At 72.7% G+C, this 13,437-nt stretch carries 13 protein-coding genes; 7 read left to right on the forward strand and 6 right to left on the reverse strand.

Annotation, left to right across the window (positions count from 1 at the left end):
• Positions 1-86: 86 nt before the first annotated feature.
• Positions 87-386, reverse strand: a complete 300-nt coding sequence (locus Sspor_RS38965; RefSeq protein ID WP_237404228.1) for a TraR/DksA family transcriptional regulator — start codon at positions 384-386, stop codon at positions 87-89.
• Between the two features lie 344 nt (positions 387-730).
• On the opposite strand from Sspor_RS38965, the gene Sspor_RS38970 reads away from it, so the two are divergent.
• The 6 genes from Sspor_RS38970 (at position 731) to Sspor_RS38995 (ending at position 6,713) form a co-directional block, all read left to right on the forward strand.
• Positions 731-2,122 carry an MFS transporter gene (locus Sspor_RS38970; protein ID WP_202203335.1) on the forward strand — a complete coding sequence of 464 codons (1,392 nt, stop codon included), beginning with the start codon at positions 731-733 and terminating at the stop codon, positions 2,120-2,122.
• Between the two features lie 112 nt (positions 2,123-2,234).
• Positions 2,235-4,172 carry a helix-turn-helix domain-containing protein gene (locus tag Sspor_RS38975; protein WP_202203336.1) on the forward strand — a complete coding sequence of 646 codons (1,938 nt, stop codon included), beginning with the start codon at positions 2,235-2,237 and terminating at the stop codon, positions 4,170-4,172.
• A 37-nt stretch (positions 4,173-4,209) separates the two neighbouring features.
• A complete protein-coding gene (locus tag Sspor_RS38980; protein ID WP_202203337.1) occupies positions 4,210-4,953 on the forward strand; it encodes an SOS response-associated peptidase in 744 nt (247 codons plus the stop codon).
• 139 nt (positions 4,954-5,092) lie between these two features.
• Positions 5,093-5,521 carry a hypothetical protein gene (locus Sspor_RS38985; RefSeq protein WP_202203338.1) on the forward strand — a complete coding sequence of 143 codons (429 nt, stop codon included), beginning with the start codon at positions 5,093-5,095 and terminating at the stop codon, positions 5,519-5,521.
• Complete coding sequence (locus tag Sspor_RS38990; protein WP_202203339.1) at positions 5,515-5,748, forward strand: helix-turn-helix transcriptional regulator; 234 nt, start codon at positions 5,515-5,517, stop codon at positions 5,746-5,748. The genes Sspor_RS38985 and Sspor_RS38990 overlap by 7 nt, the downstream gene beginning before the upstream one ends.
• Positions 5,745-6,713, forward strand: coding sequence for an NAD(P)-dependent alcohol dehydrogenase (locus tag Sspor_RS38995; protein ID WP_202203340.1), 969 nt, complete (start codon positions 5,745-5,747; stop codon positions 6,711-6,713). The genes Sspor_RS38990 and Sspor_RS38995 overlap by 4 nt, the downstream gene beginning before the upstream one ends.
• Here the strand turns inward: Sspor_RS38995 and Sspor_RS39000 are convergent.
• A complete protein-coding gene (locus Sspor_RS39000) occupies positions 6,708-7,595 on the reverse strand; it encodes an endonuclease/exonuclease/phosphatase family protein (RefSeq protein WP_237404451.1) in 888 nt (295 codons plus the stop codon). The two genes, Sspor_RS38995 and Sspor_RS39000, sit on opposite strands and share 6 nt — an antisense overlap.
• A 266-nt stretch (positions 7,596-7,861) precedes the next feature.
• Here Sspor_RS39000 and Sspor_RS39005 point away from each other — a divergent pair, with 266 nt between their 5' ends.
• Entirely contained in the window at positions 7,862-8,836 is a 975-nt protein-coding gene (locus tag Sspor_RS39005) for an ATP-grasp domain-containing protein (protein WP_237404229.1), read from the forward strand.
• Here the strand turns inward: Sspor_RS39005 and Sspor_RS39010 are convergent.
• The 4 genes from Sspor_RS39010 to Sspor_RS39025 form a co-directional block, all read right to left on the reverse strand.
• Entirely contained in the window at positions 8,833-9,468 is a 636-nt protein-coding gene (locus Sspor_RS39010) for a hypothetical protein (protein WP_202203342.1), read from the reverse strand. The two genes, Sspor_RS39005 and Sspor_RS39010, sit on opposite strands and share 4 nt — an antisense overlap.
• A gap of 116 nt (positions 9,469-9,584) precedes the next feature.
• Positions 9,585-11,648: an RICIN domain-containing protein gene (locus tag Sspor_RS39015; RefSeq protein WP_237404230.1), complete on the reverse strand. Its 2,064-nt coding sequence runs from the start codon at positions 11,646-11,648 to the stop codon at positions 9,585-9,587.
• A 335-nt stretch (positions 11,649-11,983) separates the two neighbouring features.
• The gene (locus Sspor_RS39020; protein WP_202203343.1) at positions 11,984-12,205 is read right to left on the reverse strand and encodes a hypothetical protein; all 222 of its coding nucleotides are present in this window, start codon (positions 12,203-12,205) and stop codon (positions 11,984-11,986) included.
• Complete coding sequence (locus tag Sspor_RS39025; protein ID WP_202203344.1) at positions 12,205-13,410, reverse strand: NAD(P)/FAD-dependent oxidoreductase; 1,206 nt, start codon at positions 13,408-13,410, stop codon at positions 12,205-12,207. Before Sspor_RS39025 ends, Sspor_RS39020 begins: the two co-directional genes overlap by 1 nt.
• Positions 13,411-13,437 lie beyond the last annotated feature (27 nt).

Consider the following 13,437-nt stretch of genomic DNA (forward strand, 5'->3'; position numbering starts at 1 on the left):
GCTCTGAAGAACGGCGCGACGCGTTGGACTGGCCTCGGTCCAGATCCGGCGACGAATCCGCCAGTGCACCGGAACACCGGTCAGCGTCAGGCGGGACGCGGCGGCCGCCGCGGATCGGACGCGCAGCGGACACAGGTGGTCGCGGCGGGACGGATCTCCAGGCGTTCGGGCGGAATCGCCCCGCCGCAGCCTTCGCACTGTCCGTACCGGCCCTGTTCGAGCCGTTCCAGCGCCCGGTCCAGTTCTTCCAGGTGTTCGCGCGCCCGCGCCAACAGGGTGGCCACGTGGGCCCGCTCGAAGGCGGTGCTGCTTCCCTCGGGGTCGTGCTCGTCGTCGACGCCGGACGCCCCGGGGCGTCTGAGGGCCTTGATGGATTCGGTCTTCACGCGCGAGACCGAGCTGAGCCTTCCGCTCGAGTTCGAGGCCGTGGTCCCAGCGGCCTGACGCCCGCTCGCGTGAACGTGATGCAGCCGGGCCCGCCCTGGCCGGCCGCATCGCCCGAACCAGCACGGGAGTCAGTATGAGGGGTGCAAAACAGGCTGATCCACGCGTTTGCGGCAGGTGTCGGCGGGACGTTCCGGAAGCCTTCAAGGTTTCGAAGGCGGCGATGTGGTGGTTGGGCATACAAGGTGGTGCCTGAATGTGATGTCCCGCCACATACGCTGCCGACCTGCGGGCTTCTACGGTGTGGCCACACCAAACGTCCCCGCAGACCCCGGAAGTGGTGCACATGACCTCCCCCGCAACAGCCGCACCATCGTCAACCGGAATCCGTAGAATCGTCGCCGCCAGCCTCATCGGGACCACCATCGAGTGGTACGACTTCTTCCTCTACGGCTCGGCCGCCGCACTCGTCTTCAACGAGCTGTTCTTCCCCGGCAGCGAGCCCCTGGTCGGCACGCTCCTGGCCTTCCTGACCTACGCGATCGGCTTCGCGGCCCGCCCGCTGGGCGGGCTGGTCTTCGGGCACTACGGCGACAAGATCGGCCGCAAGCGGCTCCTCGTCCTCAGCCTGCTCCTCATGGGCGGGGCCACCTTCGCCATGGGTCTGCTTCCCACCCACGCGAGCATCGGCGTCGGTGCCCCGGTCCTCCTCACCCTCCTGCGCCTGATCCAGGGGTTCGCGCTCGGCGGGGAGTGGGGCGGCGCGGTGCTGCTGGTCTCCGAGCACGGGGACGACCGGAGCCGCGGCTTCTGGGCCTCCTGGCCCCAGGCCGGCGCACCCGGAGGCAATCTGCTGGCCACCGGGGTACTCGCCGTGCTGGCCGCCGTCCAGTCCGACGAGGCCTTCCTCGCCTGGGGGTGGCGGATACCGTTCCTGCTCTCCGGCGTGCTGGTGATGATCGGCCTGTGGATCCGGGTGTCGGTCTCGGAGTCCGCGGTCTTCCTGGAGGCGCGGGCGAGGGCCGAGGAGCAGGCCGCCGCCGGGGTCAGGGCGAGGCCGCCCGTGGCGGAGGTGTTCCGTACGAACTGGCGCGGGGTCCTCACCGCGATCGGCACCCGCCTCGGCGAGAACATCTCGTACTACGTCATCACCGCCTTCCTCCTCGTCTACGTCACCAGCCACCTCGGGCTGCCCAAGAGCGACGGCCTGAACGCCGTACTCATCGGCTCCGCCGTCCACTTCGTGACCATCCCGGCCTGGGGAGCGCTGTCCGACCGCGTCGGGCGCCGCACCGTCACCCTCATCGGCTCGGTGGGCATGATCGGCTGGGCCTTCGCGTTCTTCGCACTGCTGGACTCCCGGTCCTTCCCGGTGATCGCCGCGGCCGTGACCGTCGGACTGCTCCTGCACGGCGCGATGTACGGACCGCAGGCGGCCTTCATCTCCGAGATGTTCGACACCGGGGTCCGCTACTCCGGCGCCTCGATGGGTTCCCAGCTGGCCTCCATCATCGGCGGCGCGCTCGCCCCGATCATCGCGGTGGCCCTGCTGCGCGACTACGACTCGTCCCTGCCCGTGTCGGTCTATCTCGCCACGGCGGCCGTCATCACCACACTGACCGTCCTGGTGGCCAAGGAGACCCGCGGGCGTAGCCTGGCCCGGGCGCACACCCCGGGACGCGCCCCGGTCCCGGCCGCCCGCCGGGCCGGGCAGGATCCGGTACCGGCCGACAACTGAGCGCCGGGCCAGGAGGCTTCCGGGCCTGCCGAGTGCGGGCGGTACCGGTTCGAACGGGACCGGTTCGAACGGTGCCGCCCCCGTCCACGCCGAGCATCACGGAGAGCCCCCGATGCCCACCACCGAAGACAGCGGGAGCACCGGCACCGGCGCGCTGCTGCGGCTGCGCGAGCTCCTCGACCTGCTGGACCGGGGTGCCCCCGCCGAGGCCTTCCAGGACGGTGAACCCTCCGCCTCGGACGCGGCTTCGGCGGCGGAGGCGGCCGTGATCGCGGACGCGACCCGCACGGCGCTCCGCATCCGCCGTACCCTCAGTCAGCACCGCCGCCGCGAGGCCGAACTCGCCGCCCTCTTCGACACCGCCGGTGACCTCGCCCGGCTCAGGGAGCCGGACGCCGTGCTGGCGGCGATCGTCCACCGGGCCAAGCTGCTGCTGGGCACGGACGTGACGTACCTGTCCCTCAACGACGAGGCGGCGGGCGACACGTACATGCGGGTGACGGACGGTTCGGTCTCCGCCGCGTTCCAGCGCGTGCGCCTGGGCATGGGGGAGGGCCTCGGCGGACTGGTCGCCGAGACGGCCCGCCCGTACTCCACCGGTGACTACCGCGAAGACCGGCGCTTCCGGCACACCACGACCATCGACAGCGCCGTCACGGAGGAGGGCCTACGGGCCATCCTGGGCGTGCCGCTGCGCCTGGGCACCCGGGTGATCGGCGTCCTCTACGCGGCGGACCGCACCGCCCGTACCTTCACTCCCGACGAGGTCGCCCTGCTGTCCTCCCTGGCCGACCACGCCGCCATCGCCATCGACGGCGCCCGCCTGCTGGACGAGACGCGCACCGCACTGGTCGACCTCAACGCGGCCTCGCGCACCATCGAGGCGCACAGCGAGGCCATGCGCCGGGCCGAGGACGCCCACGACCGGCTGACCGACCTGGTGCTGCGCGGCGGCGACGTCACCGACGTGGCCACCGCCATCGGCGCCGTGCTGCAGGGCGGCACCCTCGTCCACGACGCCGAGGGGGCGGAGCTGGCCCGGGCGGGCACCGGCCCCCGGCCCCCGTCCGCCCAGGCCGTCGCCGCCTCGCGGGCCGGCGGACGCGCGGTCTTCGCCGACGGGACGTGGGTGTGCGCCGTCCTCGCCGGACACGAACTGCTCGGCAGCATCGCCCTGACCGGCCGCGCCGACCTCGACGACGCCGACCGACGCCTCTTCGAGCGCGCCAGCCTGGTCACCGCCCTGCTGCTGCTCCTGCGCCGCTCGGTCGCCGAGACCGAGGACCGGATACGGGGCGAACTGCTGGGCGACCTCCTCACCCGGGCCGCCGACCCGGCCGGGCTGTCGGCCCGGGCCCGCCGGCTCGGCGTGGACCTCGGCCGTCCGCACGCGGTGTTCGTCCTGCACGCCGGCTCCGTGCCCCGGCCCCGGCTGCTGGCCGCAGCCGCCCGGGTCGCCCAGGCCCGCAAGGGGCTGGCCGGCCCGCACCACGAGGACGTCGTCCTGGTCTGCCCCGCCGATGCCCCCGGCCCCGGGCCCGCCGCCGCGAGCCTCGCGAGCGAGTTGAGCCAGGCCCTCGCGGGTCCCGTCACCGTCGGAGCGGCCGGTCCGGTCACCGGACCCGCGGAGTTCACGCACGCCTACGCCGAGGCCCGGCGCTGCCGGACCGCCCTGCGCGCGCTCGGCCGCGAAGGAACCGGGGCCGCCCTCCACGACCTGGGCTTCCTCGGGGTGCTGCTCGGGGACCAGACGGATCTGGGCGGGTACGTACGGCAGACCCTGGGTCCCGTGCTCGCGTACGACGCGAAGCGCGGCACCGACCTCACCCACACCCTCAGGGCCTACTTCGACGAGGGCGCGAGCCGGACCCGGGCCGCCGAGGCCCTCCACGTGCACGTCAACACCGTGGTGCAGCGCCTGGACCGCATAGGCAGCCTGCTCGGCCGGGACTGGCAGCGGCCGGAGCGGGCGCTGGAGCTCCAACTGGCGCTGCGCATCCACCGGGTGAACCGCCACGACGGCCCCGGCCAGGGCGGCTTCGCGCCGTAGCCTGCGCGGGCCCGGTTCAGCTGGCAGGGTGGACGGTATGTGCGGCCGATACGCTTCCACCCGCAGTCCCGAGGACCTGTCCGGCCTCTTCCGGGCCACGCCCCCGGATCCGGGGCACGTGCTGGAGCCGAGCTGGAACGTCGCCCCCACCGATGCCGTGTGGGCGGTGCTGGAGCGGGCAGACCGGGAGAGCGGGGTGCTGGAGCGGCAGCTGCGGCCCTTGCGGTGGGGGCTGGTGCCCTCGTGGTCGAAGAGCCCGTCCGGCGGCGCGAAGATGATCAACGCGCGGGTGGAGACGGTGCACGAGAAGCCGGCCTACCGGCGCGCGTTCGCCAAGCGCCGGTGCCTGCTCCCCGCCGACGGGTTCTACGAGTGGGAGCCCGTACCCGCCGCCGGCTCCGTGAAGGCCTACAAGCAGCCGTACTTCATCCGCCCCGAGGACGGCGACGTGATGGCGATGGCCGGGCTCTACGAGTTCTGGCGCGACCCGGCGGTCGCCGCCGACGACGATCCGGCGGCGTGGTGGGCCACCTGCACGATCATCACCACCGAGGCCACCGACGCCGCCGGCCGGGTCCACCCCCGGATGCCGCTGGCCCTCGCCCCGGCGGACTACGAGGCCTGGCTCGACCCGTCCCCTCAGGATCCGGACGCACTGCGCGCCCTGCTCGCCGCCCCCGCGGGCGGCAGGCTCGACGTCCGCGCCGTGTCGACCGCGGTCAACAACGTGCGCAACAACGGGCCCGAGCTCCTGGAAGCGCCTCCCGCCCCGGGGCGCTGAGGAGCACCTCTCGAACCGAACCGGACCGTCCCTGGCCGCGATGTGCTGACCGCCGCCCGGCGAAGTAAAGAAATATTGACATGGTGTCCTGATTCCTTGACACTCACAGTGTCTGGTTTTCTTTACATCAGGAGTGGCAGTGGCAGTCGAGGAGAAACGGGCGTGGATCATGATCGTGGTCACGGTCGTGTCGTACGGGGCGTATCTGGCCGTCATCCTCGGAGGTTCCGGGAAGGGGCCCCTGGCCGAGCAGCCGTACGCGGCCGCGCTGCTGTGGACGGTCGGCGCGGCGATCGTCGCCTCGATCGCGCTCCACATCACCGTGGCGCTGCTCTCGCCCGAGGAGGGCAGGGTCAAGGACCAGCGCGACCGGGAGATCCACCAGTTCGGTGAGCACATCGGCCAGTCGTTCGTCGCGATCGGCGCCGTGACCGGGATGATCCTGGCGATGGCCGAGGCGGACCAGTTCTGGATCGCCAACGCGATCTACCTGGGATTCGTCCTGTCGGCGCTGCTCGCGTCGACCGCGAAGATCGCCTCGTACCGGATGGGCTTCCACCCGTGGTGAGGCCCACCCGGGTCACCAACACCATCCGGGCCCTGCGCTTCGCCAACGGCGAGATGACCCAGGCCGAGCTCGCCCGCAGGATCGGCGTGACCCGTCAGACCGTCATCGCCATCGAACAGGGCCGCTACTCGCCTTCCCTGGAGAAGGCATTCGAGATCGCCCGCGTGTTCGCGGTACCGCTCGACACCGTGTTCCAGTACACCTCCACCGAGGGAGAAGACGCATGAAGGCCATAGTCCAGGACGTCTACGGACCGCCCGGGGTCCTGCGCATCGAAGAGACGGACCGGCCGGAGCCGGGCCGGGGCGAGGTCCTCGTACGGGTCCACGCGGCCGGCGTCGACCAGGGCGTCTGGCACCTCATGGCGGGCATGCCCTACGCGGTCCGCGCCGTGTCGGGCCTGAGGAGACCCAGGTCCCGCGTCCGCGGGATGGACGTCGCGGGGGTGGTCGAGGCCGTCGGCCCGGACGTCACCCGCTTCCGGCCGGGCGACGAGGTCTACGGCAACTGCCACGGGTCGTTCGCCGAGTACGCCCGCGCGAAGGAGCGCACCCTCGCGCCCAAGCCGCCCCGCCTCAGCTTCGAACAGGCCGCGGTCGTGCCCGTCTCCGCGTGCACCGCCCTCAATGCCGTACGCGACAGCGGACGGGTCGAGGCCGGTCAGCGCGTCCTCATTCTCGGCGCCTCGGGCGGCGTGGGCAGCTTCGCCGTACAGGTGGCCAAGGCCTTCGGCGCCCACGTCACCGGGGTGTGCAGCACCGCCAAGACCGACCTGGTCCGCTCCCTGGGCGCCGACGAGGTCCTCGACTACACACGGCAGGACCCCGTCGACGGCAGCCGCCGCTACGACGTCATCCTCGACATCGCGGGCAACCGGCCCCTCACCCGGCTGCGCCGCGCCCTCACCCCTCGCGGGACGCTCGTCATCGTCGGCGGGGAGGGCGGCGGCAACTGGATCGGCGGCAACCAGCGGCAGCTCGGCGCCATGCTGCTGTCACCTTTCGTCGGCCACCGGCTGCGCGCCCACAGCACTCTGGTGCGCCACCGCGACCTCGAAGCCCTCACGGAGCTCATCGAGGCCGGCTCGGTGACCCCCGCCCTCGACCGGACCTACCCGCTCGCCGAGGTGCCCGACGCCATCGGCTATCTGAGGGACGGCCACGTACGCGGCAAGGTCGCCATCCGGCTATGAGGCGTCCAGCCTGATGCGGGCGGCGACCGGCAGGTGGTCGCTGCCGGTGGCGGGCAGCGTCCGGATCTCGGCAGCCGTCGCCGAGCGGGTCAGGATCTGGTCGATCCGGGCCACCGGGAGGGCCGCGGGCCAGCTGAGGGCGAGCCCCCGCCGCGGCGCGCGCATCCGGGAGGTGACCGGGGCGAGACCCCGGTCGTCCACCGTGCTGTTGAGGTCACCCAGCAGGATCACCCGCTCCAGTTCCTCGGCGGCGAGGGCCGCACCCAGCAGCCGGGCGCTCTCGTCCCGCGGGCCGGAGCCGAAACCGGTCGCCCGGAAGCGGACCGAGGGCAGGTGCGCCACGTACACCGCGATCTCGCCCCGGGGCGTGCGCACTCCGCAGCGCAGGCCACGGTCCCAGCCTTCCCCGATGCCCGCCGGCCTGATATCCACCCGGCGGACCCCGGTGAGCGGATGCCTCGACCACAGTCCGACGGTGCCCTCGACCGCGTGGTACGGGTACTCAGCGGCCAGCGCCGCTTCGTAGGACGCGAGAGCGGAGGGCGTCAGCTCCTCCAGGGCGATGAGATCCGGCGCGGACCGGGCCAGGGCGCGCGCGGTGCCCGTGGGGTCCGGATTCTCGTCACTCACATTGTGCTGGACGGCCGTGATGTCGTGCGCGCCGCCGTCCGCGGGCAGCAGCAGCCCGCCGAAGAGGGCCGCCCAGGCGGCCGCCGGCAGCAGTACGGCCACCAGCGCGGTCAGCGAGCGGCGTACGAGCGCCGAAGCGAGCAGGACCGGGACCGCGAGGCCCAGCCAGGGCAGGAACGCCTCCAGCGCACTGCCCAGCCGGCCCACCGCGTTGGGGACCGCGGAGTGGAACACCAGCAGGGCGGCGCTCAGTACGGCGAGCGCCGCGAGGACGCGCCCGCGCGTCCAGGGCGTACGGCCCTGGGCGTCGGTACCCCGGCACCACCGGGCGGTGTGCCGCGCCCGGCTCCCCGCCGCGTCCACCGCCACCGGAGCCCCACCCGTCTGCCTCGGACCGTCTTCCACTCCGGGTACGACGCATGATCAGGCGGCCGGGTTCCCGCCACGGCCCGTGTGGAAGAGTGATCGTCGGGGGCGACCGCACCCGGCGGTCCGAGGAGCGAGGACGGGAGACCCGTATGGGCACGGCGAGGATCGCGGTCGTGACGAGCGAGGGCGGCGCCGACCAGGACGCGGATCTCCCGCTGATCCTGTCGGCCTTGCGCGCCGCGGGCCTGTCCGTGCAGGCGGTGGCCTGGGACGCGGACACCGTGCGGTGGGACGGCTACGACCTCGTGGTCATCCGGTCGACCTGGGACTACGCGGACCGACTGGCCGAGTTCCTGGCATGGGCGGACGCGACGGCCGAGGTCACGCGGCTGTTGAACCCGGCGCCGCTGGTGCGCTGGAACAGCGACAAGCGCTATCTGCTGGAGCTCGCCGGGCGCGGGGTCCCCGTCGTACCGACCCGGGCCGTCGAACCGGGCGGGACCTTCGAGGCGGCGGACTTCGACGGGCCGCACGGGGTGGTGGTCAAGCCGGCCGTCTCCTCGGGCGCACGCGACACCGCGCGCTACGAGCCCGGCCGCCCGGCGGACGCCGAGCGGCACGTGCGGATGCTGCTGGACCAGGGCCGCACGGCGATCGTCCAGCCGTATCTGCCTCTGGTGGAGGAGGGGGAGCGGGCGCTGATCTTCTTCGGCGGCACCTTCAGCCACGCGATCCGCAAGGAGGCGCTGCTGACGGAGGCCGGGCTGATCGACAACTTCAGGGTGCCGCACCCCGGCGCCGCCCCCTACCGGCCGTCCGAGGCGGAGCTCCGTACGGCCCGGGCGGCGCTGGCAGCGGTTCCCGCCCCGGGCGATCTGCTGTTCGCCCGGGTGGACCTGACGTTGAACGGGGCCAGGGAACCCGTGGTCATGGAACTGGAGCTCATCGAGCCGAACCTGTTCCTGCGCATCAACCCGCAGGGGCTGGAGCGCTTCGCCGAGGCGGTCACGGCCGCGGTGACCGCGGGCCGCCAGGGGGTGTCCGGCGGATCAGGGCCGGGCGCCCGTCACGAAATCCCCGGCACCACACCGCCCGGCACGACATCCCCTGGCACGACCCCCTAGCCGAGGCGGTCGAGACGCACGCGCCGGCGGCGGCGGAGCAGGAGACCCACGGCCGCGCCGGCCACGGCCGTCACCGCCACACCCGCCGTGGTCCACCAGACGGCGTACCCCTGGGCGTCGGCGGCCGGTTCCGCCGCCTGCGGCGAGGAAGCGGCCGGGGCCGAGGCGGCGGAGGCCGCCGAGGACACCGGAGCGGCGGCCGACGGGACGGGGGCCGCCGCGGAGGCGACCGGGGTCGGGGCGACCGGAGCCGGGTCCACCACGGGCACGCCCACTTCGAGTTCGCCGTGCCCCAGGGACGGGAAGCCCACGTCGACGCTGACCTTCCACGAACCCGGCGGCAGCGCCTCGGCCGTCGTCCAGCCCGCGGGTGCCGCGGCGGAATCGCGCACCAGGCGCCAGGGCCCCATGGTGCGGGAGCCGTCGACGCTGACCGCGTTCACGGTCGCGGCGACGGCCTCCTCGATGGCGTCCCCGTCGTTCTCCCAGGTGACGTCGGCGGTGACATGACCCTCCCGTTGCCCGGTCACCACCACCTTCACGGTGTCACCGTGGGCGTGGGCCGCGACGGGGAGCAGGAACATGAGGCCGAGTGCGGCCAGGGCGGCCGAGAAAACGATTCGTATGCGCATCGTCGGGGTGCTCCGGTCAAGATGAGGGGTGCCGGCGGACGGCCGCTCGGTGCGGCCGTCCGCCGGGGTGGATTCACGCCGTCAGGGCGTCAGGAAATGCTGCGCCGTGGCAGTGATCAGCCGGACTTCTGCAGGGTCCAGGCCTGCGTCGCGCGGCCGTCCGCACGCTGGAGGTCGAGCAGCCAGTACCCGTAGTAGGGGCGGTTGCTGACGGTGAGGGCGAAGCCGCCGCTCGCGTCCGTCACGGTCACCGCGCCACCGCGCGAGGTCAGCTTCCAGGCCTGCGCCTTGTCGCCGTTGGCACAGGGCTGCTGAGCGACCCACATGCCCGCGGCGGGGGTGCCGCCCGGCTGGAGGCACTTGCCGGAGGCCGCGGACTTGATGCGCACCTGGCCGTTGCCCGCGTCGTCGAAGTACCACTGCTGCTGGGCGTACCCGTTGGTGCGGCCGCCCACGAGGACGGTGCCGTCGGCCGTGCGGCCGCCCCACAGCTCGGCGGCCATGCCGCTGCTGCCGTTGCCGAGCACGTACTTGGTGCCCGGGGTGGTGGCACCGCCGCCGCCACCGGTCGTACGGAAGGACGCGGCCTTGCCGGGGCCGCTGTCACGGCCGGCGCTGTCGCGGACCGAGACGGTGACCTTGTAGGCGGTGTCGGGCTGCAGGTTGTAGATGCGCAGTACCTGGGACTGGACCCACGTCAGGTGCTTGCCGTTCAGCTGCACCGCGTACCAGGAGGCACCGTCGACCTTGGGCCAGCTCACCACGACCGAGTTGGACTGGATCTGCGCCGCCGTCACGGTCGGGCCGCCGGTGGGCTTCTTGGTCGGCGTCGGCGTGGGCTTCTTGGTGGGCGTCGGGTTCGGGTTCGGACCCGGGTCCGTGCCGCCGCCGCCCTGGTTCTTCATCAGGAACTGGTTGTCGGCGATGTTCCAGTGCGTGGCCAGGTAGCTTCCGGCCTTGGGACTGGTGTGGAAGTAGTCGTCGTGGTTGCAGTCCAGGATGTTCTCGGCCGCCTGGTTGGTGCAGATGTTGCGCATCTGCGGGTAGTACGGGGTGTCCGAGTAGCACATCACGTCGTACTCGTCCGTGCAGTGCGCGCCACGGCTGGTGTTCGGGGCGCTGTTGTTGACCGCGCCCAGGTTGTGGCCGAGTTCGTGCGCGGCGGTGTGACCGCCCCAGCAGCCGGAGTCGGTACGTCCGTAGGAGGGCCCGAAGTTGCTCTGGTTGGCCTGGCCGGGCCGCTCGTCGCCCGCGAAGGTGCCGATGCCGCAGTAGACCTGGGTGTCGGCGAAGATCATGTACTTGCGGTCGCGACGGTCGAGGCCCTTGCCGGCGAGCGCGTTGTTGGTCGCGCTGAACTCGGCCAGAGCCGAGGCCGGGAGCTCGATGTTGAGCACGGTGGGGGTGCAGTCGGCGGCCGTCACATAGCGGATGTGACGGATCCCGCCGGTCTCCTTGGCGCTCGTCGAGTAGATCAGGTCGGCGTCGGCCGCCCACTTGCGGAACGAGGCGACGTACTCGGAGTAGCGGTCCTTGCCCGGTGCGTGGACGTAGACGACCTGCACGCGGTTGCCGGTGCTGCCGTCGCCGTCGCACTGGACGGTCTGGCCGGCGGGGCCGGCGGCGACGTTCTGGCTGCCGGCCGCGGCCGCGGGTTCGGGTGCGGAGGCCTTGGTGGCCGTCGACGCGTCGGCCGCGGGCGCGTCCTGAGGACGCCCGCCGCCTTCCTTGCTGGCCGGGTCATCGGCTGCGGGGCGGGCCGGATCGGCCGCCGGCGCCGTCTCCTTGACGGCGGGCGCGATGTCCTTCGTGATGTCGACGCCCTTGGGCGGGGCGTCGGGGCCGTGGGTGCACAGCCCGGTGTCGGTGCGGTAGACACCCACGCACCGGTCGCCCTTCGGCGCGGCCTGGAGGCCGTCGTAGATCATGCCGCTCGCGGTCTCGTTCGCGGGCGCGGCGGCGATCGGCTCCGGTTCCTGGTCACGGGCCGGTGCGGCGGCCGGCGCCTCGGCGGCGGCCTCCACCACGGGCGCCGCCGCCTGGGCGCCGTCGCCGATTCCGGAGTAGGCGATGCCTGCGGCTATCAGCCCCGCCGCTGCGGTGGCGGCGGTGACGAGTATCAACCGCCGGGGTTTGCGGCGGTGGTCGGCGGCGGCAGGCCGTCTGCGACGTCCTGTCATGGGCACCTCAAATCGTTGTCGGAAGACTGGGTGCGCGGAAGCCTGCCAGACGAATGCGGAGGAGAATTCGGACAAACGGGGGCGCGCCCCGAGAAATCATTCCGTTACCTGTCGGCTTGATTTGACGAACAATCAACTTGCGCCAAAAACAAGCGAGTTACGCGCGTCGCACCCTAATGGTCCAGTCCTTCCCGGACGGGTTGTTATCAAATCGAGATATGAACCGGAGGCTTGTTGACGGGAATTCAGTCAGGAATTCACCTAATTACTACCTGCTGAATTCCCTCGGTCACGACCTGTGAGGTGGCTCGTGCGGCGGGCGCCGCGCCGCGGCCTCATCGCAGGGTCGGGGAAGTCTCCGATGCGACCCGGACCGGCTTCCGCGGGTTGCGGACGCGGGAGATGCCCGTCATGCGGGGGTCCTCCAGGCGGATCGCCGTGACGCCGTCCAACTCGCCGTCCAGGTGCAGGGCGAGTGCCGGATCGCCGTTGACCACGGTGCCGGGGAGGCCGGCGCCGTTCCTGGCGGCGGACGTATCCGCCGCCCGGTCGTTCATCAGGCCGTCCGGCCGACGGTGGCCGCCGCCCCGTCGCGCTCGGCGCGCAGCCGCTGTCCGCGCTGGTCCCCTCCCGAGACGCGGTGCAGGCCGTACGAACCGGGCTCGCGCGCCTCGTCGGCCAGGTGCTTGACGGTGCCCTTGCACACGAGTTCCTTGAGCTTCGCCCCGGGGCGGCCCGCGATGTGGAACCACAGCGCCACGTCGTTCCTGTGGGCGAACTGGAAGATCCCGGCGCGTCGGCCCAGGCTGATGCACTGACCGGCGAACACCTGGTTGAGCGTCGAGGGCCGCTCCCCGTCGATCCGGCTGAGCACCGTGTCGGCCGCCCGCGCGCCCAGGGGCATCGCGGCCTGGCAGCTCATCCGCAGCGGCACGTCCGACGGGGCCGCCGAGTCGCCCGCCGCGACGACGCGTTCGTCGTCCACGCTGGTGAGCGTCTCGTCCGTGAGCAGGCGGCCCAGGGCGTCCGTGGTCAGCCCGCTGCGCACGGCCAGGTCCGGCACGCCGAAGCCGGCGGTCCAGACGGTCACCTCGCTCGGCACCGTGCGGCCGTCGCCGAGCTCCACCGCGTCGCGGGTCACCGCCGTCACCCTCGTTCCGGGGCCGTCGAGCACGGTCACCCCGAGCCGGGCCAGCCGCCCGGCGACCGAGCGGCGGCCGCGCGCGTGGAGGTAGGGGCCGAGCACGCCACCGCAGACCAGGGTCACGCGCCGACCCCGCTCCGCGAGCTCGGCGGCGGCCTCGATGCCGGTCGGACCGGCCCCGACCACGGTCACCGCCGCCGTGCGCGGGGCGGCGTCGAGCACCGGCCGCAGCCGCTGCGCCTCCTCCAGGGTGGTGATCGGGTAGGCGAACTCGGCGGCCCCCGGCACGCGCAGGTCGGCGCTGCCGCTGCCCACCGCGTAGACCAGGTAGTCGTAGCCGATCGGGGCGCCGGCCCCCAAGGTCACCGTGCGCTCCGGGGCGTTGATCCGCGTCACGGTGTCCACGACCAGCCGGACGCCCTCGGCCAGGACCTCCCGGTACTCGACGACCGCGTCGTCGGTCCCGGCCGCCAGCTGGTGCAGGCGGATCCGCTCGACGAACGTCGCGCGCGGGTTGATCAGGGTCACCGTCACGCCGTCCCGCCGCGTCAGGCGGTTGGCCGTCATAACGCCTGCGTAGCCGCCGCCGATCACGACCACGTCGGTGTGCTGAGTCATGGTGTCTCTCCTTCTCGTTCGGTTCGA

Source organism: Streptomyces spororaveus (assembly GCF_016755875.1).
GTDB lineage: Bacteria > Actinomycetota > Actinomycetes > Streptomycetales > Streptomycetaceae > Streptomyces > Streptomyces spororaveus.